This is a genomic window from Microcystis panniformis FACHB-1757 (assembly GCF_001264245.1).
GTDB classification, from domain to species: Bacteria; Cyanobacteriota; Cyanobacteriia; order Cyanobacteriales; family Microcystaceae; genus Microcystis; species Microcystis panniformis.
This window is the reverse complement of record NZ_CP011339.1, coordinates 1,747,066-1,772,720: the sequence shown is the minus strand read 5'-3', so window position 1 is coordinate 1,772,720 and position 25,655 is coordinate 1,747,066. Positions and strand designations below refer to the sequence as shown.

The window sequence follows — 25,655 nt, the reverse complement described above, 5'->3', positions numbered from 1 at the left end:
GGGTAGGGTTGATTCATGAATCAACCCTACCTTATCAAGGGGACAGGGGGGATCGAACCTAAAATCCATTTTTAATTTAATTATAACCAGCTAATTATTGAGTAGGGTAAATGAGACGATCATAAGTGATATCTATGGCAAAAGTAAAAACTAGATTTCCTCGAAAAGCTTTATTAGGTTATCAAAAAAGTGGTAATAATCAAAGCTCAAAAATTAGCGAAAATAAAATGCTGCGTATGTTTTTAGATTTTTTGGTAGAAGAAGCTTTTAAAAACCCTTCTTCTCTCACTCCTTACACAGAGGAAATGGCTAAAGAAATCGATCAATTATTAAAGGGTGTTGCAATTGATTAGGAATAAACCTATAGCTTTGTGCTGCCCTAATAGCCTAAATACCACGATCAAATATTAACAAAATCTTAGAAAATTCTGACATTAATATTAACCTAGTTTAGAATAATCCCTAAGCATCTAAAATACTCACTTCCCCCAAAAAATGTATCACAAAAGTTATGGCATACTTGAAACCTTAGCACCCCTTCATGTGGGAGCAACCGCAGGAGAAGAAACGGGTAATCTTAACCTCATTTTTCGTGACCAATTCACCCAAACAGCAATTATCCCTGGGAGTTCTATTCGCGGCCGTTTTCGTGCCGATATGAACAATATAGATGAAAAACGTACATGGTACGGACACGAAACAATCCCAGGACAAGAAGACGGAGGAACCACCGAAGCAAAAGTTAAATTTGAATATGCTTCCCTCGTTTGGTTGCCGGTATTTTGTCCGGGGCAGCCGATAGTTTGGGTCACTTCTCCCCTATTATTAAAACGCTATAAACAAATCACGGGAATCTCTGCAAAAGTACCCAATCCCTATACTGCTTCCCCTAGTTTACAAGCGCGAGTAGTGCAGGGAGTTAACCGCAATAGCAAAGTTTTATTTTTTAACTTAGGATTTCTCGAAATTGAACACTTAGAGGAGCTTTCCCCCTGGATTCCCCCGCAAGCGGATTTAAAAGCTTCTCAATTAGTCGTCGTTGATGATAACGATATATCCATGCTGCACGATATGGCACTCTACCGACAAAGCCGGGTTAAACTACTAGAAGATCAGAAAAAAGTGGATACAGAAAAGGGAGCTTTTTTCAATGTGGAAGCTTTACCCGTGGGTAGTATTTTAGTTTTTCCCATTGCTTGCAAAGAAACAGGATGGCAACCTTTTGGAGAATCGGTAAACCAAAAAGAATTATATTTCGGAGGATTAGAATCCATCGGTTTTGGTCGTTGCCAAGTTACTATTTTAAACTACGCTAATCAATAATTACATTTTATCTAATATTATGGCTTGGAAAGAATACAATCTCGATCGCATTGCTCAGAAATTAGTTCTCGCTGCCAAACTACGAGACCGAGATTCTCTCAATCAATCTTTTAAAATGCGTGAATCCGTTTCCTATGGACTAGAAAGATTCTGGGGTGAACATCTGCGCTTACAATCCAAGGAAACCAGCAATTCCAAATTCAGAATGTAGCAAGGAATACAGAATACAAAACGCTTTTGCCCTGTAGCTCCCCATCCAAAATCAAGAAGAATTAACGCGAGTAACAGGGATGGCCTCATCGAGCATAAAGTCTAAAAGGTGGTGCCAGCCTTCAAACAGCAGATACTTGGTTAAGCAAAGAACATCGTTAAAAAAGCCTCTGCGAGTCCCCCTTTGCATCCGAGCCCGTTGATAGCGTTCATCGACTAGATGCAGAACAGTATGAAATAAGAAAGCCAGGAGATTGAGGGTCAACAGAAAAGAGGACAAATGTTGCTGACCATGTCCAAAATTATGCTCCAAATGATAGCCCCGAGTTTTGAGCACATTGTGATTCTCATTTTCGGTTCGCCAACGGCTCCGTCCAGCAGCGCAGACCAGAATGACCCGTTGGGGAGTCAGGTCGTGGTTAGTAATCCAGCTATTGCGATAGAGAAGTTGACCATCCGACTCGCGCTTAACGGTCACCTCACACCAATTGACCAGTAAGGCGGGTTGTTGTTCGCGCAGGGGGACTTGATTGAGATAACGATAGTCCCAAATTTCAAAGTATCGCCCATTCCAACGTCGCTGTTGAGTGGTTTTGACTTCTTGATTAGCCTCCAGGAAAGAAACCCACTCATAGAGAGTCGGATGGGAGGACGGTAAACAGACAAAGATAAAGTTGAAATGGTGTTCCAAACAATATTCAGCCATCGGTTGGCGACTATAGAGGTCGTCGCCTAAGAGGGTGATGGGCTGGCCTTCAAACCAGGACGCATGGCTCGCTATCCAGCGTTTTGCCGCGTTTTGCTCACAGTCTTGTTTCTCACTGCCATCTTGAGGAGTGATAAATTCTGGTGGCAAGGAAATGACCGATTTTTGGTCAGGAGAGACAATTACAGGCAAAATAGCTTGATGGTGATAAGTTACCTTCCCCTGTTTCGAGGTGCGGGTTGAGCAACAAGGACAACTAATTTTCTCTGAATCATAGTACTGAGTCCCATCTAGGGCGACGAGTAAGTTGCCATCCAAGGCTGTAAACAGCCTCAAATAGCCTTGTTCTCTCAGACCTTGATAAATCCATTTGAACGGTGAAAAAAGAGGCTTTGCGGCTATTCTATCGAGAATATTCTTTATCTGTTCTATGGTCGGGATATTAACCAGACCAAACAGACTTTGAGCATTATCTCGTCCACAACGACTATTCAATTGACGCTGATATTCTAGAAAGGATTCATTTTGCATAAAGAAGCTAGCAAATGCCCCCAAGACCGCGTCTTTTAGACTGTAGCGAGTAGCATTGCTAGCACTGCGCGGGTCAACCATGCCAGCGATAGCCCTGTGGAAGTAGCTCAGCATCCCTATAAAACTCAAATCTTGGACTTCCATTCCTGCAAAACCCAATGGGCAACTCGTTCACTCTATTTTGAGGGACAGAAGCGAAATCAATTCTGTATCCTACACTACCGTTTGAATTTGGAATTGCTGCAAGGAAACCAATAAGGCAAAATACTGGAAAGAAACTTGGGATAAATTAGTCGAAACCATGGCAGAAGCGGGGATTCCTATCCCTAACGATACCGTACAGGTAAATGATACCGAATCTGTTCAAGCAATGGCAGAAAAACTCTGGGAATTAAAGCTAGAAGACCAGAGAATTACCCTCGCTGTTTTAACGCAACTATGCGATTGTTTAGTTTGGTGGACTCAAAGATATAAAGGAACAAAGGAACGATAAATTATATGGTTAATATTCCCGATATTGGTGACAAAATCCCCCTGATGTTTCGCGCACAAACCAAAGGGCGATCGCAGTTACAATATATTGACTCTAAAAAAGATGAAAATGATAGCCAAAAATGGGTAAAGGAATGGATAGAACGAGTCGATGAAAATCCTCCCCAATTTGGTGAGGAAGTCAAGACCAAAGAATATCAAATATCGTGGCGATTCGTCACTAATGGGGGACAAGATGAAGGAATAATTCGGCCTGTAATGGGTGCTTATGGCATACCATTTTATCCCGGTTCCAGCATGAAAGGAGCCTTTTGTCAAGCTTGCACCCCCGAACAAAAACAACGTTATCACCTCGAAAAAGATAGCGATAACCCTAGTCTTTTGCGCTTCCATGGCGGTTATCCCGTTAATGATTGGACGGAAAATCTTTTAGATATTGTTCACCCGCAACAGGGATGGCAAGTAAAAACCCCAAACACTCGACAAAAACCCAGTGGAGAAAGTGGTTTTGCTTTAATTTCTCTCTATCAACCTACCCTAAAATTTGGCATTTCTACCTCAATAGAACAACCCGATTGGGAGGAGATTTGGACTATCTGGGAAAGAGCTTTAGAATCTGGTCTAGGATGCCGTGTTAGTAGCGGTTATGGCTTACCAAAAGACATTAAATCTTCAAAAGAACCTTTATATAAATGTTTTCTGAAAGGGCAAGGAATGGCTCCTAAAAGCCTCGATGGTGCAAGGGAATTTCGACCCAATATTTTTCGAGGAGCAATTCGCGGTCATGCCTTGCGTATTTTTGGCGGTTTAACTGATGCTAAAAATGCCGAAAAGTTAGTTAATCAGCTATTTGGAGGAATTGACGGAGAAGCAAGCCAAGGTTTACTAGCGGTCGATTTTTGTGTCAAATCTCTAGAGTTAGGAACCTTTGCCAAGGGTTACAACGAACCCACCTACACAGTAACAGGAGAATTACGCTGGATTCTCACCCAATCCCAATCTCTCCCCGAAAACCAGCAAAAATGCTTAAAAAAATTAATTTGTTTTCTCACTCGTTTTGCCATGTTATTAGGAGGATTTGGTAAATCATGGCGACGAGCAGATCATAGTATTTTTTATGAGGATTATTATCCCAATAAACCCTTAATTGGCTGTCATTGGCAATGGGGGGATAAAAGTTCTTTAATCAACGATAATAAAGTCAGAGATTTAACTCATGTTCATCCCTTTATCAAAGATGTTCGCACTATTGCTAAACAATGGATGTCCTTACAAGAAAATATCCTCAGAACTCCCGATAATAGTGCTAACTGGCGAGAAAGTTGGCATCCTAAAAATGTCGAGGCTTGGGGAAGAATTGCCGAAGATAAAGATGATTCCCTAGCCATAAAATGGCTTCATAAAGCCTATCAAAAACTGGATAATTTAAGTATCTATAAAACCTCGGTGACAGGAAGTATCGCTCAAATTGGTTGTCTTTGGCATCGAATGTATCCCAAAAATAATCATCAATACCTAGAATTATTAACAATTTTTCCTGATGACTCTGATGATTGTGCTTATTTTCTAGGTTTTCTAGACGAGAATAATGGTCAAGAGGGAAAATTTCAAAAACTTTGGCCGAAATAATCCCGTTTACAGTTAATTACCTAAGCAAAATTAATTACACATTAGGATTAGTTGGAACCTAAAAAAGTAGGGCTAATTCATGAATTAGCCCTACCCTTATCCCTTACCTATTAGGTCAAATAGGATTAGTTGGAAACGCAATCGCCTCGGGGTTCGTAATGACCGGAAACCCCACCTTACCTATTAGGTCAAATAGGATTAGTTGGAAACAGTTTAGAAACGGTATATTTTGACATATAACCGTTCTTTCCTTACCTATTAGGTCAAATAGGATTAGTTGGAAACCCTTGAATCGCCTTGGCGTGACGCTTCGGTTCCTTTCGACCTTACCTATTAAGTCAAATAGGATTAGTTGGAACCTAAAAAAGTAGGGCTAATTCATGAATTAGCCCTACTCTTATTCCTTACCTATTAGGTCAAATAGTATTAGTTGAAAAACAGAAAAAGGGTTTCTTTTAGAAACCATTTTTCTAATAAATTGTGTCAAATATATCTTGACAAAAATCGATAAAAATGCTAGAACCTAATGGCAATCTTCGCTTTATTGCATGAGTAGAAAACGGGTTTCTTCGAGAAACCCGTTTTTTGCGATCACCAGTCAAGGAAAAACCCGATAATTCAACCTATTCCCTCGGATCAAAATCTGGCAGCGTCCCCAGCTTGCGAATGGTCACTTTAACATCCATAGACAAATAGTCATCAGCATCACCAAACCAAGAACCGGAAAGAGGTATGATTTGACCGGGATGACGAGCGATCGCCACTCGAATTAAATCAAAGCCGGCGGTAATTTGATTAGTCGGATCATAATTACGCCAACCGGCCCCCGGTAGATAAACCTGTAACCAAGCATGGGTAGCACCAGAGCCGGTCATTCCCACTTCACCACCGTCGAGGGCAGCATCGTAGAGATAGCCACTGACAAAACGACAGGCTAAACCCAATCTTCGCAAAGCTTCGATCATCAACCAAGCATAATCGCGACAAGTTCCCGACTTTAGCCGCAGGGTTTCTCCGGGGGATTGAGTTCCTTCACTCTCCCGGGATTGGTAAGTAAAATTATCTTTGATAGCCGCCATCATTCTTGCCATGGCATCGAGGGTATTATCTTGGTCCCCCGCTACAAAACTTTTGGCCCAAGCTGCCAGGCTGCCGTCGGCATCCTCAGCGTGGGGACGCATAAACACCACTAGATCTAACCATTCATCGGGGTATATTGGACAGGAATTTCGATCGCCCGTTGAGCGAGGGGAAAATCAGCGATCGCTTTTAAGCCAAAATGTTCCGCCCGTAATCGACAGGTAACGATTAATTCTGACGCTGGTTCAGCAAATTCAAGCTCTACCACATTGTTAGATAGAGTATCCATAGTCCAGCGCGTTTTGGCGGCAATATTCGCTTCTACAGAATAACTGATAATTCTTTCACCGTGACCGGCACTAGGCAAAAAAATCGCCCGATGTTCCCCAAAAGTTACCGGTTTACGATAATGATAGGTGGTGATGTGTTCCAAGTCGTAGATGACACTCATCCTGATTATCCTTAATAAAGTAGCTGGTTATAATTGAAGATAAATCGCCCCTTAATCCCCCTTGATAAGGGGGGTGTCTGACAATTTTTAACACCCACCCACTTAATCACTGATAACTGATAACTGATAACTGATAACTGAAATGACCTCTGACCCGTTCCTCGATCGAGCTTGGAATACCGAAGACCTAGAACAAGCGCTTCGAGGTGTCGGCACTATTCAAGAAGAACTCAACTATAATCAGGCACGCAATTCTCTGAGCAAACTTGTTGAGCGTCTGGATCTTACCTCGATCGAGAAAATTGGTCTAGAAGCGGAGATCGATCGCCTAGTGGCCCTGCTAGAAAAACTCGATCGATCCCTGATTCAAATTGCCGCTTTTGGCCTGGTGGGCCGGGGAAAATCCTCGATTTTAAATGCTCTGGTCGGTCAAGAAATCTTTACGACCGGTCCTCTACACGGAGTTACCCGCACCATTAAAGGGGTAAATTGGCAGTTAAGCAGCGATGATACTTTCCCTAATCTAGCGCGTCTGACCCTGAACGGCCAGGGTAATGCTCAGGTGCAATTGCTTGATACTCCCGGTATTGATGAGGTAGATGGGCAAACGAGGGAAATTCTCGCCTGTCAGGTGGCGCAGCAGGTGGATTTAATCCTTTTTATCATCTCTGGTGATATGACCAAAGTGGAATTTTCCGCCCTGGCCAAGTTGCGGGAAGCGGGAAAACCGATGATTTTGGTCTTTAATAAAATCGATCAGTATCCGGAAGTTGATCGCCTCGCTATCTATGAGAAAATCGCCTCAGAACGGGTGAAAGAACTACTCTCCCCCGATGAGATTGTTATGGTGGCGGCCTCTCCCCTCCTAGCGGAGACGGTTAAAGGGCAGGATGGACGGCTAAAAACGCAACGATTTCGGGGAAAACCCCAGATAGAAGCTCTGAAACTCAAAATTTTGGAAATTCTAGAGCGAGAGGGTAAATCGCTGGTAGCACTCAATTCTATGCTGTATGCGGACGAGGTAAACGAGCAAATTGTCGCCCGCAAAATGGCTATCCGTGATCGCGGCGCTAATCAATTGATTCAAAAAGCAGTGATGATCAAAGCATCGGCGATCGCTCTGAATCCGGTGACGGTGTTGGATCTGTTTACGGGGGCAGTTATCGATCTAGCCATGATTCTCGCTCTTTCTCGCTTATACGGCATCGATTTAACTCGTCAGGGGGCGATCGCTCTTTTACAAAAAATTGCCCTCAATATGGGGGGTATTAGTGCCAGCGAATTTTTAGCGGTTTTGGGCTTAAGTTCCCTAAAAGGACTACTCGGCCTCTCGATTCCTGCCACTGGCGGCATTTCTATCCTTCCCTATACTTCGATCGCCCTGACTCAAGCGGGGGTTGCCGGTGTATCCTGTTACGCGATCGGCCAAGTGACGAAAACCTATCTCGCTAATGGGGCCACCTGGGGACCCGATGGCCCGAAGGCAGTGGTAGCCAGTATTCTCGATTCCCTCGATGAAACCTCGATTCTCAACCGGATTAAGCGGGAATTAGGCTCAAAATTGGGGGTGGGGGACTTTTCAGTGTTGCCAAAGGCACGGCGTAGCCGTCCAGTAAACAGTAATCAGTAATCAGTGAACTGAAGGCAAGAGGCAAGAGGCAACAGGCAATAGGCTCCCAGAAAGAATCTGGCAATTCTCCTACCTAAAAAGAAGGTTAGAAACTGAGTAGATTAAAGTTTTTAGCTTAACAAATTGGCTCTTCTCGACTTTGTGTGATAATTTTTGCTTATGGAATCGTGAAATGTTGACTGAGAAGGACTTTTACGACTATTTTGCCGAAGAAACTATCAGTATAGGCTTCGTTTCCACACATAAACCAGAAGAGCCACAAATTGGGTTTTAGATTCGGCCCTTGTGAACTGAAAACTCAAATCTGACCACTGATAACTGATCACTGATCACTGATAACTGATAACTGATAACTGATCACTGATCACTGATAACTGACCACTGACTCGATCAATCCAAGAAATGCTTACTATGGACGATCGCCGCTATAATAACTACCGCCCCTTGAATTTGATAGATCAGACGGTAGGCATAGGCAGACTTTTCTCGGATGGTATCATCGCTAAATTCGGCGCATTTTTTCGCTTCTAGGGGACAATTTTCTAAAGAATAGCTTATATCAAGAATTCGACGCACGACGGCCGCCGCGTAGGACGGGGAATCTCGACTAATATAAGATGCGATCGCATCCACGTCTTCAATTGCTTTGGGCGACCAGACAAGGCGATAATTCACTCGATCAGCCATTTGTTTAAAAGACCCTCAACTTCTTCTTGGGGGATTGTATTCTCTAGAGAAGCCGCGCTCAAACTTTGACGCACCTTCTCCAGAACGTATAAATGATACTGAATATCTTCAATTGAACAATCATCCGGTAATTGATTCAAGAGGGATTCCACTTTTTGTCTAATGCTATTCATACAAGTTTGACCGAAGTTTTTAAGGAAAAGTATAAATTTAAATTATCTATCAACTATCATCTATAGCAGTTATCTTAATAGTGAGGTACGAAGTATCTGGTTTTAGGGAACAGGGAACGGTTAACAGTAGCTGGTCGCCAAGAGATAATGCCAAATTTCTTTATACTTCATCTTTATGAGAAACGCTATATCATAGATAGAAAACTAATAGTCACGCATCCTATCTTATGCCATCGTCCCCAGAAAAGCGAGAAAAAGTTAAGAATAGATAGGGTGATTATCTCGCTTTTGTAACATTGGGGCGGGTATTCTGTTAAGAATACTTAATAATTCTCCTATCTGCTCAATCCCCGCAACTTTTAGGGATTATTGCCAATAAGCATCTAGCGGCCACAAGACCCCCCCCCAATCGCAGAAATTTTTTGTTACATTAGTTTACAGTTCCCTCAACGCCCCAATGGGTTATTAATTTTAATGTCTTCTTCGGTTCCTTCGTCGGATTTTATACCCTTAATCGGTCAAGAAACAGAAATCTTTAACTGGGCAAAATCCCATTATCGTAACCATACCTTTGCCAAAGATGAAAAAGTAGCCACGCGCCCCGGACTGTTATACTTTGTCGAATCTGGGGCGATTCGTATTGTTGGTAAGGCACAAGTTAACGTTATCGACCAAAAATTTCCCCGTCAACTACCTATTGCCGATAGTGAGGAAGTATTTCTCGGTTTTGTGGGTGCAGGTCAACCTTTTGAGATTGTTTCTCAATTTCCCTTTCAATTACAAGCCCAAGCTCATCTAGACGAGACCGAATTAGTCTGGTTATACTGGGAAGACCTAGAAAAATGGCCGCAATTGCGATCGGCTGTTATGGAAACTTTTCGCCATCAATACCAGCGTAAGTTATTTTGGTTGAGTATTCTCGGTCAAAAACGCTCCCTCGATCGATTAATGGGGTTCTTGGTTCTATTATTGGAAGAATACGGTCAACCCTGTGTGGAAGGTTATTATCTCCCCTATCCCCTAACTCACGCTCAAATTGCCAGCGCCATCGGCACTACCAGAGTAACAGTAACAAGATTAATCGGTAAATTGCGACAACAAAATTCGATCTTTTTTAAGCAAGATAATCTTATCGGATTGCCCAGTTTATTTTTGAGTCAGAATTAATTTTTCTGCGGTGTTGCTGACTCACGCTATGAATGCTAACTGTGCATCCTATCCAAAAGTTAGTTTGGCTCCAGGTTTTAAAAACCCCACACAACAAGATTCCTATCACAAATCAGCAACGCCAGAAATCTATTATGACCGCACAAACCCCGCTATCGCTCTCCGTTCTCTACGAGGAAGATTTTGTTCTCTGGACAGAAAAAACCGCCGAACTTTTAAAGCGAAAAGAGTTTAACAGAGTGGACTGGGAAAATCTGATCGAGGAAGTAGAGTGCATGGGGAGAAGCGAGCGCCACGCCGTAGAAAGTTTATTAACTCAACTATTAATTCATCTTTTAAAACTGAGTTATTGGACAACGGAAAGAGAACGAAACGCGCGTCATTGGCTAGGAGAGATAGCCGCTTTTCGAGTGCAACTGAAAAAAAAGATGAAAACCCCAACACTGAAAAATCATGCCCTTAATTCCTTTGGGGAAGCCTATTCAGACGCAAGACAAACCCTAATTGATGGGAGAATTGTCGATAAAAATACAATTCCCCTAGAGTCTATATTAACTCTCGAACAAGTATTAGACGGAGATTGGTTCCCCATCGATATCGCACCTTTTCTTAGTTAAGACCCACATTCCGCACTTCACTAAGTAGCATAGTAGTAGTATGTCAATTTATAGACAAGGGCAATCACTCTGGCAATAAACATCCGTATTTTTTAGGCAATACTTTTCGTAGTACGGATTAGAGAATGTCAATATTAGTGTATTTAGGGTCTGCTGAAAAAGTTTGTTGGTGGGGTTAGAAGTCAGTTATCAGTTATCAGTTATCAGTTATCAGTTATCAGTTCACTGAGAAAACTCCCCACACCCCACACCCCACACCCCACACCCTACACCCCACACCCTACACCCTACACCCTGCCCCCAGGAAAAACTTTTTGCCGCAAACCCTACTTAACGTTTGTGATCAACTAATTGGCTGAGAGTCACCACCTGATAACCTCGATCGTGTAATTTCGCTAATAAATTCTTCAGCACGATCGCCGTATTCTCATCTCTTTCGGGGGAACCACCGTGAAGCACTAAAATCGCCCCGGGGAAAATAAATTGCGAGATATACCAAGTGGTAAATTGAGGATGATTCGTTCCTTTTCTGGTATCTAAAGGAATCATGGAAGCGAGAGCAAATCGGGACTCGTAGCCGGGGAATTTCCGCAAAAACGAGCGCATAGATTGATTATAGAAGGCTTGACCGGGACGATACCAGCGCGGTGCTTGACCGGTAAGACGACTTAAAATATCGTTAGCTTCCCGAAACTGACTAGCAAAAGCACCGGCAGCCAGTTGACTGGTGCGGAAATCTTGGGTGCCGTGATTAGCGATTTCGTGACCTTGGGCGATTAGGCACTCAATCAAGGTGGAGTTCGGTTGCAGGTGTCCTGTAATCAGAAAAAAAGTCGCCTTGACGGGGGTTGCTGGACTGGCCTTTTCTCGATTATGAGCCGCGATCGCTGCTAAAATGCGATCGGTGGATTTTCCTTCGGGATCGTTGGGGGTGGGTGCATCATCGATGGTAAGAGCGATAATTTTCTCTCCTGTCGGTTGATAGAAAATTGCCCCCGGAAAAAGTCGAGCGACGATCGAGATAATTAATTTGGCAATGCTCATTCGGGAAAGTAAGGGATGAGAGTAAAAGCAAAAATTAGCAATTACGGGCCAGTGACTGAAAGATTATTTCTGTAGGAGATATTTCTGCATTTTGTTGAGTTTCTGCCAATAAATAATCATTAAAACCACATAGGCCACAAAACTGAGGATATCAACTACGGGTAAAAATAGGGTAGTGGCCACGATCGCCCAAGCTAATCCCAGACGCTGATTACAACTACCAAACCGGTGTGCATTTTCTCCTAGAGCCGAGCGATTAGGATGCTGGTAGCTTGAAAGCTGAGATAATCCAGATAAAAACCGTGTGAACAATCGGGATGATCATCAACCACATCCATACTGGTGGAAACCGGCGATGTTCGGGGGGGAGAACTACCAGAGCGTTATAATGAAACCAAGCCACCAAGACATTCAGCAACACAATGATCGCGATGACGCTGATAACGGCGATCGTGGGTAAAGTTCCTAGTCTTCTTATCATATTTAGTTTCTAATGTCAAGGGTTTGTCATCGATTCTAAAGATTTTTTTAAGGTGCTAGTTAATTCTCGCACCGCTTGTTTTTTGGCTGCCCCGTCCCGTTGATAGGTGCTGTGCCAGCGTGCCGTCACATCGAGGGGTTCTGCTACGGTAATTATCGCCTTTTGTGGTGCAATTGCCGGCCGAGCTTGGCCTTTGCCCGTAATTTCGTGAATCAGGGCATTAATCATCAATAAAGTCTCTGCAAACCTTCTAGCGGTGGGTTTATTTTGTAGATAGGACTTGCTGAATAATGGTAAAACCCTTTGAAAATAAGGCTTTTGACCTGTTAAAATCTGATGTTAGTGCAAGAAAATAGGATTGGGACATTCAAAAACCTTGCATTATTCTCCTCGTAGTACAAAACTGGTACAAAAAAAGAGGGCAACAAAGCCTGAAACGACCGACGACCGGCTACTGACTCCTGACTCCTGACTCCTACCCCCAGGAAAAACTTTTTCAGCAAACCCTAGATAATGACCGGTGACGACGACAAAATTCTCCACCCATCTCATGTGCCAGAGATGTTGATGCGCTTCCGACGCGACTAGAGCCGCCAAACCCCTTTCCACGTCCGAGAGGGTTTGGATGTCCACGTCCCGACGATAGATCCAATCCCAGACCGTATCCTCGATATCCTGGGCGCGTTCGAGCAAATTGCGATCGCTATGGGGCTGCATTTGCAGATATCCCTCCAACATTTTTAATACTGCGTCCATCAATCCCTGTAAACGCAGGGTTAATCCCTCGATCGGACTCAAATTGGCTAACTTTGCCGCTTGTTCCTCTAACTGAATGGCGGTATGGAAACGCCGATCAAAACTTTCCATTTGTTCTAATAAATATTCAGCAATACGCAATAGTTTCGGGTAGAGTAGGGCCTCTTCCTCTGGGGTCAATTGCTGCTCTGGATTCCATTCCCTCGATGAGAGAGAGTTTTCTAATTGCCGATTGGCCCCATCCCCCGGAGGAAAACCACATTCGCGCTCGATCGCCCGACAGAGTTGCCAAATCTTCGGCCAGGGATTTTCTAAATACTGATACCTCACACCGATGGGGACAATAGACACCTGCTGATTCTCCCCCGCTGCCACCAGATCCTCGACACACCAAAAACTGGTTTGAGCGCAGCCCAATTCTAAACGACTGACCAGTTCGCCGTGACCGTTGGTATAGCCTTCCGGCGCAATGGCCAAGGGAAATTGCCCGCGAACGTAGAGATGGCGCAGGGTACGCAAACAGCCGAAATCGGGACGACCGCGGATCACGGGAACGCCACCGATCGCCGGTAAGAGCCAATTAGCCACTGGACCTGCCCAGAGGGGAATCCCTCGATCGTAGAGAAAATAGCCAAAAACTGGCTTATTTAAACTTATTCCCTCATTGGCAGCTATTTTAGGCAGGTTGGTATGAAGATAATGGATCAAGGAGGGGGGGTCGTTAGTGCTGGAATGACGATAGGCAAGCAGAAACCGCAACTGTCCAGCTTGGAAACGGCGGTAACAATCGACGAGAATTTCGCTATTTTCCCCTTCCACCCGCTCAATCTGACATTGCGATCGCAAATAGAAGGGCAACAGCCGATAAATTGCCGCCAAGACCAAGGGGTTAAAATGGGGGGCGAGAAATTTTAGCGGTGATTGGGCGCGGATAGGTTTTGTCATCGGAGAATGAGTTTATTATGGATAGGACAGAATCAAGGATTTTGAGCGGAGCCGGAGAAAATTATCGGTTCACCTATACTTTAGACGTTCATAATCTGAGATTTATTAAACTTCTGAAATCGTAGAGTCAGCAAGGAATCCAGTTCTTTTTTATGTTTCAGATGGGCATCATTCAGACATTCATAAATAGCTGAAGAAAAGTCAGAAAAGTTCTCATAATATTTACCATATAAACATTTCTTTTTGACCAATTTCCACAGCCTTTCAATTAAATTTAGATTAGGTGAATAAGACGGCAGATAGAGCAGCTCTATTGACAAAGAAAGAGCCAATTCTTCAACAATTTTACATTTTTGATAGCGGGCATTATCTAAGACTAGAGTGATGGGAATCATTAGTCCTAAAGCAGCTATTTTTGACCGGAGTTCACAGACTTGAGTTGCCGTAATATAATTGTCATATGTTACCAGAATAACTTCATGAGTTATTGCATTTAATGCTCCTAAAACATTGAAGCGTTTACGCCCGCTCGGTGACTTAACAAAAAGTCTCTCAAAACACCAAACAAAACCGAGAAATGCTCCCATGACGAAGTGAGCGGCATCAACAAAAAAAACAGCCCTTTTTCCTTCTTTAGCCTCATTTAGTCTGGGTTCTAGCTTTTTTTCTTTGTAGTCCTCTTGTTCATCTGGGTCAGCTTTAGAAGGAAGAGAACCTACTTTTAAACATTTCATTCCCATTGATTTTAAAAATTTTCTCACTTGGGTAGGACTTCGTTTTATTCCCGTCAATTCTTCTATCCTATATACAGCTTCATTTATTGTGGCTGCTGGATTTTTCTCGAAGTATTTTTTGAGGGTTTCTTTTTGAAACTCTAATTCACTTTTAGGGCGATAGAAGTTGATTTCTTTTAATTTTTCTATTCCGCCTTCTTGATAATCGCGAAGATAGGTTAATAAGGTATTTGGCGAGATTCCTGCTAACTGACAAATTTTTTGGTGCGGTATCTTTTGGCTTTTTAACCAGAGAACTTCCATCTTCAGTTGAACCCGGGGATGGGGATGATGAAATCTTTCATAATACAGTGAGTTCTTTTCTTCTTCCGTGAATTCTAGGTTAATCATGTTTTTAATGAGTGCTTTGCTTCTAATTATGACTCTTAAACTATATTAGACCTCCTGCAAAAGTCTTATTCAGCTACTTGATGATAGCCTAAAGCAAGTTCATAGTTGTAAATGCCAGCGATTAAATTAAATCTCAGACCAAAACGCCGTCTCCGATTCCTATATCTTGATGATAAAATTCTAAATATCTTCAGACTTCTGTGAATATGTTCGATAATAATTCTTTCTCTTGATAACTGGCGATTAAATTCTTTCTCTTCTGAACTTAATTCTTGATTTTTCTTCTTTTTGTCAGGAATCCTAATATTTTCATGCTGTTTTTGGATTCCTTGATAGCCCTTATCTGCTAAACATTCAATACTTTTATCTATCCCAATTTGACTATTTTTCCAAAGGTTAAAGTCATGTATTCTTCCCTTTCCATGAGCGGTACAGATTATCATTCCTGTTTTTTGAGCCGCAAGAACTTGAGATTTTATTGTATGATAGCCCTGTTTCCCGCTATAGTAATCTTTCTGCTTCTTTTGAGGTCTTTCTATCTCATGCTCTGCTACATCTACTACCACTACCTCTAGGTCACTATTGGCTTGTTGAACTGTCTTTTTACCTGGCAGATTAAATAATCCTGATTTCATGAGAATACCTTCTACCCTTCTAGTGATTCGTAGGGCTGTTGTCTCATTAATCTCCCAGTTAATTGCGAGATGGAAATAAGTCCTATATTCCCGCAAATACTCTAAGGTCATCAAGATTTGGTCTTCTAAACTTAATTTACTTGGTCTTCCCGATTTTTTTTGCAGAACTTTTTCGGCGGCCAGAACTTTCACCATATCCTTAAATGTTTCAGGATATACTCCACAAAAGCGTTTAAACTCTTCTGGATTCAAATTTTTTACTTTTTCGTAAGTCATTGTTTTTCTGAGTGTTTTACTTTATTTTACATAATCAGTTCCTATTTTTGCAGGAGGTCTATTATTGTCCTTGAGTAAAAAATGCAAGTTGTAGCCGTGCAAAGTATAAGTATGATATTTGATTTTTTTCCATCTTCAATGATTCTAAGTATCGGCGGACAAACTAGCCGCCGGTAAACCTCGATCGCCCGCTCTGACCTTCTCATCATTAACCGATCTAACTTTAACAACGCCCGTGAAACAACTGATTCAAGCCTTGGCTCTTTTGGGATTACTAGGAATCGCTGGATTGCTGCTTTTATTTCTTGCCCCTTCCTGGCCGACCCTTTTCGGTGTACTGGTTCTCGATCCCCGGGCCTTCATCACTATTAAATCCCTGCGCTTTGGTTTGGAAGAAGCGATTATCGTTGTCTTTATCGCCAGTGTTTCCGAGGCGATCGGACAAAGTTTTGTCTTATTTGTTAACCGGATTCCCCCCAGCCGCTTTATTTTTAGTTTATTAATTACCTCTATTCTCTACGCTTTTAATTTTGGCATTTGGGCCGCTGGACTTTGGCTAGTTACTATCCTCTTATTTCGGGGTGATACCCGCCTATTTGAGGTGGCCAGTACCCTAGGATTTAGTTACGCACCCTTTATCTTCGGATTAGCGATCGCTCTTCCCTACGCTGGCCGGGCGATCTATATCTTATTAATCCTCTGGAGTGTGGCGGCCTTGGCCGTGGGTTTAACGGTTCTCCTCAATATTTCTTTACTTCACGCTTTCATCGCCTCTTTATTAGGTTTTCTTGTCCTTTTAGTTTTCCAGAGAACTATCGGTTATCCCTTTATTTTTGCTGTCCATTGGCTGACAGAAAAATTATTAGGGGTCGAATTAGTGATCGATAAAAAACACTTGCAAAAAATTGTTGATTCGGGAATCAACCCAGAAGACCTAGAAAAAGATACCAGCGAGGAAACAGAGGAAGAAAAGACGAAAAACGAAGCCCTTTGGCACAATTATCTCACGGAAATGTCTCTTTTTATCTCACCAATTAGTAAAAATTTTCTCAGAATCGGTCATCATTTAGAAGTAGTAAAAACTCAAAATCTCAAAACAGTTCTAGAATATGTTGGGCTAGGTTTTTTAGGTTTATGTTTAATTCTCCTATTTTCTCCCGCCAAAACTTGGCTACAGGAAGGATTTTTTGCCCTTGATGATGCCGTGCGACTGACCTTCGATCTGATCGGATTTAGTCTATTATTACTGTTCCTGGGTTTATTTCTAGAAGCACTGACCTCGCCTCTAGAAGCCTTGGGTTGGTGGGCCGGTTGGTACAGTCCCAGTCGCGTCTATGCCGAGGAACCCTGGCAGCAACTAGCACCACCCCAACACCAAGTGCAGCGTTATATCGTCTATCTCGACGGCATCTGTCAGGAGTCCACTCGCTTGAAACCCTACGCCCAAAATTTTCTGGCCGAATTATACGGGATTTTACCGGCGCAAGTGCGGATCGTCGGCAATATTATGCCCTATTCCACCACTAATCGCGCCTTAACCGATTCCGAGCGCCCTCTAGCCGGGTTTCTGGCAATGGGTGGAAACAAACGGTCAGAAAGGGCATAACGGCGTAATGGCTTTAATCAATCTGCGGAATTTATAGTTATTTCAAATAAGAACGAGACACTAGGCGACACAATAAGTACGAATAATTTCATCAAGGGGTGTCCCCACAGGAGCATACATTCTTGCCCTCTTTAATGCACTAAAATCATGTTCGATATCATTTAAATCAGGAGAGTATTTTGGCAAAAACACGACCTGATGACCTGCTTCCTCTACCAGTTGTTTAATGACTGTCTTCCGATGAATTGGTGCATTATCCATAATTAATACTGATGTTATGGGCGCGAGAGGGCAACAAATATAAAGATAACCACCCTTCAAAACCTTCGGCATTCAGGCTTCTCGTAAATACCATCGGTGCAATAAAGTCTTTTTTTCCCTTTCTTCTCCCAGCGACAAGGTTCTCTCTTTTTCCTCGTTTTCCTTGTCTATCTCCAAAGACTTTCTTCCCTTTTTTTTGACCAAGCATAAAAACAGGCTTGAAATTCTTCAAACCCTGACTCATCAATAAATACAAGGCTTTCACTTCCATATATTTTAATCAATTCTCTCAGCACTCTGTAGTATTTCATTCTTTCTTCTCGGTTTCTTTCTCTATAACGAAGTTCCTTCTTTTTTCTGGTAATTTTCATTTTTTTTAAGGCATAGCAAATGGCACTTGGTCTCACTCCAAATTTCTCGGCTCTGTCTCTTAATCTTGCCTCGGGATTTTCTTGGACATCTTTTGACAGTGCTTTCCAGTCCAGCTTTCTCTGACGGTGTTTTACCTTTGTTGCTTCCAGTTTTTCCCTACCTAGCCATCTATATATCGTGGCTCTTCCTATATTAAATAGAGCGGCGGCTTTGGTTATGCTTCCCCCATTCTCTACATAATCGATTACTTTTTTTCTCAAGTCTAGGCTATAAGACATTTTTCTGTATGGGTTGCTCGTTTCCCTTTATTTTACCTTATTTTTCCCTCGTCTCACACTTATTTGAAATGACTATATTTAAGATCGTGGTTTCGGCCGATGATCGCTACGGACCAATTTTTAATCAGGGTTCGGCGGGAGTGATTCTTGAGGCATTACTACACAATGATTATCCCTTGGGCAGTAAGATACCAATTACTTTTATCGGTTATAGTGGCGGCGCTCAGGTTTCCTTGGGTGCAATTATCTATCTCAAAAAATTCTTGAAAGTACCCATCGAAATGATTTCTCTAGGGGGGTTTTTAGCGGCAATGTCGGTTTTTTGCAGTTGGATCGGTTCTATCATTTAGTCGGTGAACGGGATACGGTAGAACCGATCGGTCGGACGATTTTTCCCGAACGCTGGCCGATCGCTTGGCTTTCCTACTGGAATCAAGCTCGTCGTCTCGGCATTATCAAGATTATCTCCCTGGGACCTACCCATCATAACGGGGTTATGGGTTATATGGACGGTGAAAGAACCCTGGCCGATGGTCGCACCTGTCGCCAGCAAACCGTGGACACTGTGGCTAAATTAATCTCTTTTCCTTAAGAAAAATTGAGATTGACTGATCATGGCTATTTACCACTGGTTTGGGGCTATCCTCGCCAATTCCAGCCCAATACCTGTTCCCTCTTCTCAAATCGGCTCGATTTTTTTTCTCAAAACCCTTGACAAATGGCGAGACTTGCTTTAGACTTTATGTATAATGGGAATCCGTGCGCCCATATATATAGGGTTTTTGAGGGAAGATAAGAGAGAAAAAAATAGACTCAAAAATCGGGTTGGGTAGGAATAGGGATAAAGGTATGAAGACGGAAAATTTCACATAATATCGTAGGGATAATTCATGAATTATCCCTACTGTAAATTATCCCTACGGAATTATCCCCACGGAATTATCCCTACGGAATTATCCCTACGGAATTATCCCCACGGAATTATCCCTACGCTCTGAATTGTTGTTACGGTGATTATAAAATCGGCCCGATTTTTTTTCTGAAAACCCTTGACAAATGGCGAGACTTGCTTGAGAATTTTTATATAATGGGAATCCCTGCGCCCATATATATAGGGTTTTTGAGCCAAGATAAGAGAGAAAAAAATAGCCTCCAAAACTGGGTTGAGTAGGAATAGGGATAAAGGTATGAAGACGGAAAATTTCACATAATATCGTAGGGATAATTCATGAATTATCCCTACTGTAAATTATCCCTACGGAATTATCCCTACGATAGGAATTGTTGTTACAGTGATTATAAATCCTTTCTACCGAAGCTTTGCCAAAACTGAAGTTCCTCCTGACTAGGTTTGACTTGCTGATTTTCGATATCTTGATGCCATTTTAAAGGATTATTAACAATATATTCTCTAATTTTCGTTAAGGAAACCTCATCACGGATAATATGTTCATAATAATTCTTTTGCCAAACCGATTGACCTTGAGTACTCTGCAATTGATTAATCAGTTTAGCACTATTCATTTTAAAATAACCAACCACTTTAGGTAACAACATTTTTCGCCTTTCCTCTGGTAGAGATAATTCATGAATTATCTCTACTGGGTTATCAATAAATATTATTCCGTGAATATGATTAGGCATAATCACAAATTCATCTAAAATAACTTCTTTATAACGAGTATCTAAACTATGCCAAATATCCTTAACAACTTGACCAAATTGATTAAGATTCATGACATTATCTTGTATGTCCCCTAATAAATTTTCACTATTTTTAATACAGATTGTCACAAAATATGCAGCCGATTGAGAATAATCATAGCGAGATAATCTTAAGGAACGACGATGGTGTTTCTCAGAAAAGTTATTCATTTATTCATCTCCTTGTCAGGACAATAAATAGGAATCTTATTTTAGTTTTTGGCTATTTAGTAAAATAAGATCAAGCTGAAGATAACAATAATTGTAACTGCTCGGTCTCGCGTAGCGAGCGCGTTGCGACCGCTTCCTTTAACTCTACCCCTGCAAACTTACTGGCAATTTCCCTCACATCTTGGGAACTGGGGAAATTTTCCGAAAAACCCTTGACAAATGGCGAGACTTGCTTTAGACTTTATGTATAATGGGAATCCGTGCGCCCATATATATAGGGTTTTTGAGGGAAGATAAGAGAGAAAAAAATAGACTCAAAAATCGGGTTGGGTAGGAATAGGGATAAAGGTATGAAGACGGAAAATTTCACATAATATCGTAGGGATAATTCATGAATTATCCCTACTGTAAATTATCCCTACGGAATTATCCCCACGGAATTATCCCTACGGAATTATCCCTACGGAATTATCCCCACGGAATTATCCCTACGCTCTGAATTGTTGTTACGGTGATTATAAAATCGGCCCGATTTTTTTTCTGAAAACCCTTGACAAATGGCGAGACTTGCTTTAGAATTTTTATATAATGGGAATCCGTGCGCCCATATATATAGGGTTTTTGAGCCAAGATAAGAGAGAAAAAAATAGCCTCCAAAACTGGGTTGGGTAGGAATAGGGATAAAGGTATGAAGACGGAAAATTTCACATAATATCGTAGGGATAATTCATGAATTATCCCTACGGAATTATCCCTACGGAATTATCCCTACGGAATTATCCCTACGGAATTATCCCCACGGAATTATCCCTACGGAATTATCCCTACGATCTGAATTGTTGTTACGGTGATTATAAAATCGGCTCGATTTTTTTCTCAAAACCCTTGACAAATGGCGAGACTTGCTTTAGACTTTATGTATAATCGGAATCCGTGCGCCCATATATATAGGGTTTTTGAGGGAAGATAAGAGAGAAAAAAATAGACTCAAAAATCGGGATGGGTAGGAATAAGGATATAAGGTATGAAGACTGAAATTTTCTCTCCCCGACAAGCATTAAACAAAGCATTTCTGAGAGTCAAACCGAATCGTAGTCAGGTGGAGAAGTTTCAAACCCACCTAGAACAACTCTTGGGGAGTATAAACGAGACAGAATCGGAGGAGTTCCACAAAAACCTGCTTGCAGACTTTCTCAAACACAGCTACTATAGTCCCCAACATTTCATCAACACCAAGGGAAGGAATGATTTAGTCATCCATAATGGGAAAGAGTCGCGGGATTCCGTGGGGGTGATACTGGAAGTCAAGAAACCCAGCAATAAAAGCGAGATGCTGCGGAGAGACAAACTCAACTGTAAAGCATTACAGGAATTACTCCTCTACTTCCTACGGGAAAGAATAACCGAGAAAAACCTAGAGATAAAACACCTGATTGCTACCAATATATATGAGTGGTTTATCTTCGATGGGAATATCTTCGAGAGACTATGCGCACAAAATCAGGAACTTGTCAGACAGTTTAATGACTTTGAGACGGGGAGACTAACGGGAAAAACCACCGACTTCTTCTACAAACAGATAGGGGAACCTTTCCTTAACTCCAGACTCGATTCCCTGACATACACCCATTTTGACTTGCGGGAATACTCCCAAACCATCCGGGAGGACGAACATAACCTCATCAGTCTCTATAAAATCTTTTCTCCCGAACACCTCTTAAAACTCCCCTTTGCGAACGATAGCAACAGTCTCGACAAAAACTTTTATAGTGAACTGCTGCATATCATCGGATTGACAGAGATAAAAGAGGGAGGAAAAAAACTCATCCAACGTCTGCAACCGGCAGCGCGTCAACCCGGTTCGCTGCTAGAGAACGCTATCAGTCAAGTGGAGAGTTTAGATAAAATCTCTCGTTTACCCAATCCCGAAGAATTTGGGGAGACGGAAGAGGAGAGACTATTGAATATCGGTTTAGAGTTGGGGATAACCTGGATAAATAGAATCCTCTTCCTCAAACTATTAGAAGCGCAGATAATTAGGTATCATCGGGGGGATAAATCCCTAGGGTTTCTCAATTTAAGCAAAATTGCCGACTATGACGACTTAAATCGCTTATTTTTCAGCGTTTTAGCCAAAAAACAGTCAGAAAGAAGCAAAGACATCCAGAATATCTATACTCAGGTTCCCTATCTCAACAGTTCCCTATTTGAACCGACGGAATTAGAACAATCAACCATAGTTATCAGTAACCTGCGTTCGGAGAATTTAGAGATTTTTGCGGGAACAGTCTTAAAGGATAGTCAGGGGAAAAAGCGAACAGGAGAAATCAACGCTTTAGCATACCTATTCGAGTTTCTCAATGCCTACGATTTTAGCAGCGAAGGTGGGGAAGCGATACAGGAGGATAACAAGACTCTTATCAATGCGTCGGTGTTGGGATTAATCTTCGAGAAAATCAACGGATATAAGGATGGTTCCTTTTTCACCCCCGGTTTCATCACTATGTATATGTGTCGGGAAACGATTCGACGCGCAGTGATAGAGAAATTTAACCAGAGTCAGGGATGGGATTGTCAGACTATCGAGGATGTATATAACCGCATCAAAGATAAAACGGCAGCCAATGCTATTATCAATAGTCTCAAAATTTGTGATCCTGCGGTGGGTTCGGGACATTTTCTTGTTTCTGCTTTGAACGAGATAATCGCAATTAAGAGTGAGTTACAGATTTTAGTGGATAAAGAGGGGAAAACTCTCAGGGATTATCGGGTTGAGGTGGTGAACGATGAGTTAATCGTCACCGATGATGACGGTAATCTGTTTGAGTATAATCCCCGCAACCGAGAAAGTCAGCGCGTACAGGAGACTTTATTTCAGGAAAAACAGCGTCTGATTGAGGGGTGTCTCTTTGGAGTTGATATCAATCCCAACTCGGTGAAAATCTGTCGGTTGCGTTTATGGATTGAGTTACTCAAGAATGCTTACTACAAAGCAGATAACGAGTTAGAGACGTTACCGAATATCGATATTAATATCAAGGTTGGCAATTCTCTGATTAGTCGCTTTGGGTTATCCAATGATTTACAAGTCTTTTCCCGCAAAAATCGTTTAAGTATCGAGAGTTATAAGGATGCGGTGAGAGTCTATCGCAACGCGGAGGATAAATCGCAAAAGCGCGAGATGGAGAGATTGATAAGTGAGATTAAGAGTAGTTTTCGTCAGACTTTACAGGGAGATAATCCTCTGAAAAAGCGCTTGCGCGGTTTGGAAACGGATTTATATAGTCTAGAGAATCAAATTTTGTTATTTGAGGAGTCACCCAAGGAAAAGAAAGCGCGGGAAAGGAAGATTATTCAGTTAAGGAATGAGATTGATAAGTTACGTCCGCAACTGGAGGAGATTGAAAGCGGTAAGATTTATCATAATGCTTTTGAATGGCGCTTCGAGTTCCCCGAAGTTCTAGATGATAAGGGGAATTTTATCGGTTTTGATGTGGTAATTGGTAATCCTCCTTATGGAGTGAAATTCAAGGAAATGGAAAAGAGTTTTTATAAAACAAAATATCCTATTTCGAGTCAAGGGAAAATCGATTCTTTTAAATTATTTTATGAAAGAGCTTATCAACTTTTAAAATCTCAATACTATCAATGCTATATTGCTCCTAATACATTTCTTTATAACACTCAATCTGAATCTCTAAGAAGTTTTCTTATTCAAAATACACATATTATTAAAGCTATTGAGTTGAGAAAGAATATTTTTGAAGATGCTCCTGATGTAGTCACTGTAATAAATATTTCCCAATATATTAAACCGAAAAAAGACTCAACTACTTCTGCGATGGTTGCCTATCCAGATTATAAATATAATAATCTATATGATGATGAATGGGAAATTATTCAAGAAATACCATACTCAATTTTTATAAATGATAGAGAGAAGAAAATTAATCTCAGAAGAAAACTTATATTAGATGAAATTATAAACAATATGAACAAATTTAGAAAATTAGGCGAGCTTTTTCAACTGAAACAAGGTACAAAACCCTATGGAGATAAGGAAAATAAAAATACTGACCTATTATCTAATAATCAAATAGATCAAAGCTGGGAACCAGCAATTAATGGAAGAAATATTGCTTCCTATAGTATAGTATTTGAAAACTTATACGTTAAGAGAAGCAAAGAATTACATAGTTGTTTGCCAAAAGAAATAGTAGATACTGAAAAAATTTATTTTCAGAGAATGCGAAAAATATCATTATTTCCTAGAATAGTTGCTTGTTATGATAGGGATGGAATTCATGGATTATATACTTGTTCTGTTATTTATAAGAACAATTTAAATACGGTAAATTTAGATTTAAAGTATTTATTGGGAATTTTAAATTCTCATTTAATAAATATTTGGTATAAAAATTTTGATACTGATCTAGAAATAAAGCTTGTCTCGGTAAAAAGTATTCCAGTAAGAGAAATTAGTCAAGAACAACAGCAACCTATAATTGCACTTGTAGATCAAATTCTCACGGCTAAAAAATCTAATCCCAAAGCTGACACCAGCGAGTTAGAAAAAGAGATTGACAAAATAGTGTATGAATTGTATGGATTAAGCGAGGAGGAAATCAGGATAATAGAGGGAGAAATCAAATAAATATAAATGTAGGGTGTGTTAGCGAAGCGTAACGCACCCAAAAGCATCCCAAAGGACTGACAAAAATTTGATCCCCCTAAGTCCCCCTTTTTAAGGGGGACTTAAGTTCAATACATTTGTTCTCGTGAACTCCCAATCGAACTTTAAAACCCATCTCCGCGCTTCCCCTATACCTTCCTCTTACCTATTGCAAGAGTGCCTTATCTCAACAAGTAATTTAAATTCAGTACAGCTTACACCCAAAAGAATCTCAACCAAAATGCTTGACAAAAGCCAAGACTTGACTTATACTTTTTATATAATGGGAATCCGTGCCTAAATATATATAGGGGTTTTCAGAGAAATTAACGAGCGAAAGAAATAGAGACGAAAAGGAAAGCTTTGCCGCAAGGATTAAAGCTGGTTTGGTTAGACTAACTTTATCGAAAATTTGGGTTAAAACCCCGTCGTTTTACGACGGCTTTTCCTGATTTTTGATGTAGCACTTAAGAACTTCCAGTGGCGCACCTCTCAGTTATCAGTTATCAGTTATCAGTTATCAGTGGGTAAGTTATCAGTTATCAGATGTGAGTTTTTAAGTGTGCAGTATTAAATAAGTAGTCGTGCAAAATTAATTTCCTAGTGAAGATAGGCAAGAGACAAGAGGCAAGAG

21 protein-coding genes, 4 pseudogenes and 1 CRISPR repeat array are annotated in these 25,655 nt (G+C 41.3%); of the genes and pseudogenes, 13 read left to right on the top strand and 12 right to left on the bottom strand.

From position 1 onward, the window contains the following. Nucleotides 1-134 precede the first annotated feature (134 nt). From VL20_RS08565 to VL20_RS08555, 3 genes and pseudogenes are all read left to right on the top strand, one after another. On the top strand, nucleotides 135-353 hold the full coding sequence (locus tag VL20_RS08565; protein ID WP_002785679.1) for a hypothetical protein: 219 nt from the start codon (nucleotides 135-137) through the stop codon (nucleotides 351-353). A gap of 142 nt (nucleotides 354-495) precedes the next feature. Then, nucleotides 496-1,323, top strand: coding sequence for an RAMP superfamily CRISPR-associated protein (locus VL20_RS08560; protein ID WP_052276237.1), 828 nt, complete (start codon nucleotides 496-498; stop codon nucleotides 1,321-1,323). A 19-nt stretch (nucleotides 1,324-1,342) separates the two neighbouring features. Then, nucleotides 1,343-1,525 (top strand): annotated as a pseudogene (locus VL20_RS08555) (hypothetical protein); the annotation flags it as partial. Between the two features lie 60 nt (nucleotides 1,526-1,585). Here the strand turns inward: VL20_RS08555 and VL20_RS08550 are convergent. Next, nucleotides 1,586-2,914 carry a hypothetical protein gene (locus tag VL20_RS08550; protein ID WP_052275264.1) on the bottom strand — a complete coding sequence of 443 codons (1,329 nt, stop codon included), beginning with the start codon at nucleotides 2,912-2,914 and terminating at the stop codon, nucleotides 1,586-1,588. Nucleotides 2,915-3,014: 100 nt separating this feature from the next. Here VL20_RS08550 and VL20_RS08545 point away from each other — a divergent pair. After that, nucleotides 3,015-3,263 (top strand): annotated as a pseudogene (locus VL20_RS08545) (hypothetical protein); the annotation flags it as partial. Nucleotides 3,264-3,268: 5 nt separating this feature from the next. After that, complete coding sequence (locus VL20_RS08540) at nucleotides 3,269-4,891, top strand: RAMP superfamily protein (RefSeq protein WP_052276236.1); 1,623 nt, start codon at nucleotides 3,269-3,271, stop codon at nucleotides 4,889-4,891. Nucleotides 4,892-4,992: 101 nt separating this feature from the next. Beyond that, a CRISPR array of direct repeats spans nucleotides 4,993-5,329; the repeat unit is 36 nt; unit sequence CCTTACCTATTAGGTCAAATAGGATTAGTTGGAAAC. A gap of 185 nt (nucleotides 5,330-5,514) precedes the next feature. On the opposite strand, the pseudogene VL20_RS08535 reads toward VL20_RS08540, so the two are convergent. Beyond that, nucleotides 5,515-6,422: pseudogene (locus VL20_RS08535) on the bottom strand (transglutaminase family protein). A gap of 142 nt (nucleotides 6,423-6,564) precedes the next feature. Between VL20_RS08535 and VL20_RS08530 the strand changes: the two are divergent. Further along, nucleotides 6,565-8,052: a GTP-binding protein gene (locus VL20_RS08530; RefSeq protein WP_052276235.1), complete on the top strand. Its 1,488-nt coding sequence runs from the start codon at nucleotides 6,565-6,567 to the stop codon at nucleotides 8,050-8,052. A gap of 390 nt (nucleotides 8,053-8,442) precedes the next feature. On the opposite strand, the gene VL20_RS08525 is transcribed toward VL20_RS08530, so the two are convergent. Together VL20_RS08525 and VL20_RS08520 are read right to left on the bottom strand one after the other, a co-directional pair. Then, nucleotides 8,443-8,739, bottom strand: a complete 297-nt coding sequence (locus VL20_RS08525) for a type II toxin-antitoxin system RelE/ParE family toxin (protein WP_002737690.1) — start codon at nucleotides 8,737-8,739, stop codon at nucleotides 8,443-8,445. Then, the gene (locus VL20_RS08520) at nucleotides 8,724-8,912 is read right to left on the bottom strand and encodes a hypothetical protein (RefSeq protein ID WP_002752772.1); all 189 of its coding nucleotides are present in this window, start codon (nucleotides 8,910-8,912) and stop codon (nucleotides 8,724-8,726) included. The genes VL20_RS08525 and VL20_RS08520 overlap by 16 nt, the downstream gene beginning before the upstream one ends. Nucleotides 8,913-9,386: 474 nt before the next feature. Between VL20_RS08520 and VL20_RS08515 the strand changes: the two genes are divergently transcribed. Together VL20_RS08515 and VL20_RS08510 are read left to right on the top strand one after the other, a co-directional pair. Further along, nucleotides 9,387-10,079: a Crp/Fnr family transcriptional regulator gene (locus tag VL20_RS08515; RefSeq protein WP_052276234.1), complete on the top strand. Its 693-nt coding sequence runs from the start codon at nucleotides 9,387-9,389 to the stop codon at nucleotides 10,077-10,079. 134 nt (nucleotides 10,080-10,213) lie between these two features. Further along, entirely contained in the window at nucleotides 10,214-10,696 is a 483-nt protein-coding gene (locus tag VL20_RS08510; protein ID WP_052278413.1) for a DUF29 domain-containing protein, read from the top strand. Between the two features lie 330 nt (nucleotides 10,697-11,026). Here VL20_RS08510 and VL20_RS08505 read toward each other — a convergent pair whose 3' ends face one another. The 6 genes from VL20_RS08505 to VL20_RS08480 form a co-directional block, all read right to left on the bottom strand. Next, nucleotides 11,027-11,740, bottom strand: coding sequence for a polysaccharide deacetylase family protein (locus VL20_RS08505; protein ID WP_052276233.1), 714 nt, complete (start codon nucleotides 11,738-11,740; stop codon nucleotides 11,027-11,029). A 256-nt stretch (nucleotides 11,741-11,996) separates the two neighbouring features. Then, nucleotides 11,997-12,221, bottom strand: coding sequence for a hypothetical protein (locus tag VL20_RS32425; RefSeq protein WP_284526053.1), 225 nt, complete (start codon nucleotides 12,219-12,221; stop codon nucleotides 11,997-11,999). A 15-nt stretch (nucleotides 12,222-12,236) separates the two neighbouring features. Then, a complete protein-coding gene (locus VL20_RS08495) occupies nucleotides 12,237-12,449 on the bottom strand; it encodes a hypothetical protein (protein WP_052276232.1) in 213 nt (70 codons plus the stop codon). Nucleotides 12,450-12,602: 153 nt separating this feature from the next. Next, nucleotides 12,603-13,922, bottom strand: coding sequence for a lysophospholipid acyltransferase family protein (locus tag VL20_RS08490; RefSeq protein WP_284526052.1), 1,320 nt, complete (start codon nucleotides 13,920-13,922; stop codon nucleotides 12,603-12,605). Between the two features lie 80 nt (nucleotides 13,923-14,002). Continuing rightward, nucleotides 14,003-15,046 (bottom strand): IS630 family transposase, encoded by a 1,044-nt coding sequence (locus tag VL20_RS08485; RefSeq protein ID WP_052276231.1) that lies wholly within the window; start codon nucleotides 15,044-15,046, stop codon nucleotides 14,003-14,005. A gap of 65 nt (nucleotides 15,047-15,111) precedes the next feature. Continuing rightward, a complete protein-coding gene (locus tag VL20_RS08480) occupies nucleotides 15,112-15,957 on the bottom strand; it encodes an IS5 family transposase (protein WP_002790370.1) in 846 nt (281 codons plus the stop codon). A 235-nt stretch (nucleotides 15,958-16,192) separates the two neighbouring features. On the opposite strand from VL20_RS08480, the gene VL20_RS08475 reads away from it, so the two are divergent. Continuing rightward, nucleotides 16,193-17,563 carry a hypothetical protein gene (locus VL20_RS08475; protein ID WP_260441287.1) on the top strand — a complete coding sequence of 457 codons (1,371 nt, stop codon included), beginning with the start codon at nucleotides 16,193-16,195 and terminating at the stop codon, nucleotides 17,561-17,563. Nucleotides 17,564-17,623: 60 nt separating this feature from the next. On the opposite strand, the pseudogene VL20_RS27825 reads toward VL20_RS08475, so the two are convergent. Further along, nucleotides 17,624-18,474 (bottom strand): annotated as a pseudogene (locus tag VL20_RS27825) (IS630-like element ISMae21 family transposase). A 68-nt stretch (nucleotides 18,475-18,542) separates the two neighbouring features. On the opposite strand from VL20_RS27825, the gene VL20_RS32420 reads away from it, so the two are divergent. Further along, nucleotides 18,543-18,824, top strand: coding sequence for a hypothetical protein (locus VL20_RS32420; RefSeq protein ID WP_284526050.1), 282 nt, complete (start codon nucleotides 18,543-18,545; stop codon nucleotides 18,822-18,824). Continuing rightward, nucleotides 18,803-19,066 (top strand): hypothetical protein, encoded by a 264-nt coding sequence (locus tag VL20_RS32415; RefSeq protein WP_052276229.1) that lies wholly within the window; start codon nucleotides 18,803-18,805, stop codon nucleotides 19,064-19,066. Before VL20_RS32420 ends, VL20_RS32415 begins: the two co-directional genes overlap by 22 nt. A gap of 704 nt (nucleotides 19,067-19,770) precedes the next feature. On the opposite strand, the gene VL20_RS08450 is transcribed toward VL20_RS32415, so the two are convergent. Next, complete coding sequence (locus VL20_RS08450; RefSeq protein WP_052276228.1) at nucleotides 19,771-20,349, bottom strand: transposase; 579 nt, start codon at nucleotides 20,347-20,349, stop codon at nucleotides 19,771-19,773. 729 nt (nucleotides 20,350-21,078) lie between these two features. Between VL20_RS08450 and VL20_RS08445 the strand changes: the two genes are divergently transcribed. Further along, nucleotides 21,079-21,273 (top strand): hypothetical protein, encoded by a 195-nt coding sequence (locus VL20_RS08445; protein ID WP_052276227.1) that lies wholly within the window; start codon nucleotides 21,079-21,081, stop codon nucleotides 21,271-21,273. Between the two features lie 100 nt (nucleotides 21,274-21,373). Then, nucleotides 21,374-25,003 (top strand): DUF7149 domain-containing protein, encoded by a 3,630-nt coding sequence (locus tag VL20_RS08440; protein WP_052276226.1) that lies wholly within the window; start codon nucleotides 21,374-21,376, stop codon nucleotides 25,001-25,003. The last annotated feature ends 652 nt before the right edge of the window (nucleotides 25,004-25,655 follow it).

Excerpts from the sequence above, each read along its gene's own strand:
- VL20_RS08440 (WP_052276226.1), top strand. The coding sequence starts at position 21,374 with ATGAAGACTGAAATTTTCTCTCCCCGACAAGCATTAAACAAAGCATTT.
- VL20_RS08540 (WP_052276236.1), top strand. The coding sequence starts at position 3,269 with ATGGTTAATATTCCCGATATTGGTGACAAAATCCCCCTGATGTTTCGC.
- VL20_RS08445 (WP_052276227.1), top strand. The coding sequence starts at position 21,079 with ATGAATTATCCCTACGGAATTATCCCTACGGAATTATCCCTACGGAAT.
- VL20_RS08490 (WP_284526052.1), bottom strand. The coding sequence starts at position 13,922 with ATGACAAAACCTATCCGCGCCCAATCACCGCTAAAATTTCTCGCCCCC.
- VL20_RS32420 (WP_284526050.1), top strand. The coding sequence starts at position 18,543 with ATGACTATATTTAAGATCGTGGTTTCGGCCGATGATCGCTACGGACCA.
- VL20_RS08495 (WP_052276232.1), bottom strand. The coding sequence starts at position 12,449 with ATGATTAATGCCCTGATTCACGAAATTACGGGCAAAGGCCAAGCTCGG.
- VL20_RS08560 (WP_052276237.1), top strand. The coding sequence starts at position 496 with ATGTATCACAAAAGTTATGGCATACTTGAAACCTTAGCACCCCTTCAT.
- VL20_RS08510 (WP_052278413.1), top strand. The coding sequence starts at position 10,214 with ATGACCGCACAAACCCCGCTATCGCTCTCCGTTCTCTACGAGGAAGAT.
- VL20_RS08525 (WP_002737690.1), bottom strand. The coding sequence starts at position 8,739 with ATGGCTGATCGAGTGAATTATCGCCTTGTCTGGTCGCCCAAAGCAATT.
- VL20_RS08515 (WP_052276234.1), top strand. The coding sequence starts at position 9,387 with ATGTCTTCTTCGGTTCCTTCGTCGGATTTTATACCCTTAATCGGTCAA.
- VL20_RS08520 (WP_002752772.1), bottom strand. The coding sequence starts at position 8,912 with ATGAATAGCATTAGACAAAAAGTGGAATCCCTCTTGAATCAATTACCG.
- VL20_RS08550 (WP_052275264.1), bottom strand. The coding sequence starts at position 2,914 with ATGGAAGTCCAAGATTTGAGTTTTATAGGGATGCTGAGCTACTTCCAC.
- VL20_RS08505 (WP_052276233.1), bottom strand. The coding sequence starts at position 11,740 with ATGAGCATTGCCAAATTAATTATCTCGATCGTCGCTCGACTTTTTCCG.
- VL20_RS08450 (WP_052276228.1), bottom strand. The coding sequence starts at position 20,349 with ATGAATAACTTTTCTGAGAAACACCATCGTCGTTCCTTAAGATTATCT.
- VL20_RS08530 (WP_052276235.1), top strand. The coding sequence starts at position 6,565 with ATGACCTCTGACCCGTTCCTCGATCGAGCTTGGAATACCGAAGACCTA.
- VL20_RS08480 (WP_002790370.1), bottom strand. The coding sequence starts at position 15,957 with ATGACTTACGAAAAAGTAAAAAATTTGAATCCAGAAGAGTTTAAACGC.
- VL20_RS08485 (WP_052276231.1), bottom strand. The coding sequence starts at position 15,046 with ATGATTAACCTAGAATTCACGGAAGAAGAAAAGAACTCACTGTATTAT.
- VL20_RS32425 (WP_284526053.1), bottom strand. The coding sequence starts at position 12,221 with ATGATAAGAAGACTAGGAACTTTACCCACGATCGCCGTTATCAGCGTC.
- VL20_RS08565 (WP_002785679.1), top strand. The coding sequence starts at position 135 with ATGGCAAAAGTAAAAACTAGATTTCCTCGAAAAGCTTTATTAGGTTAT.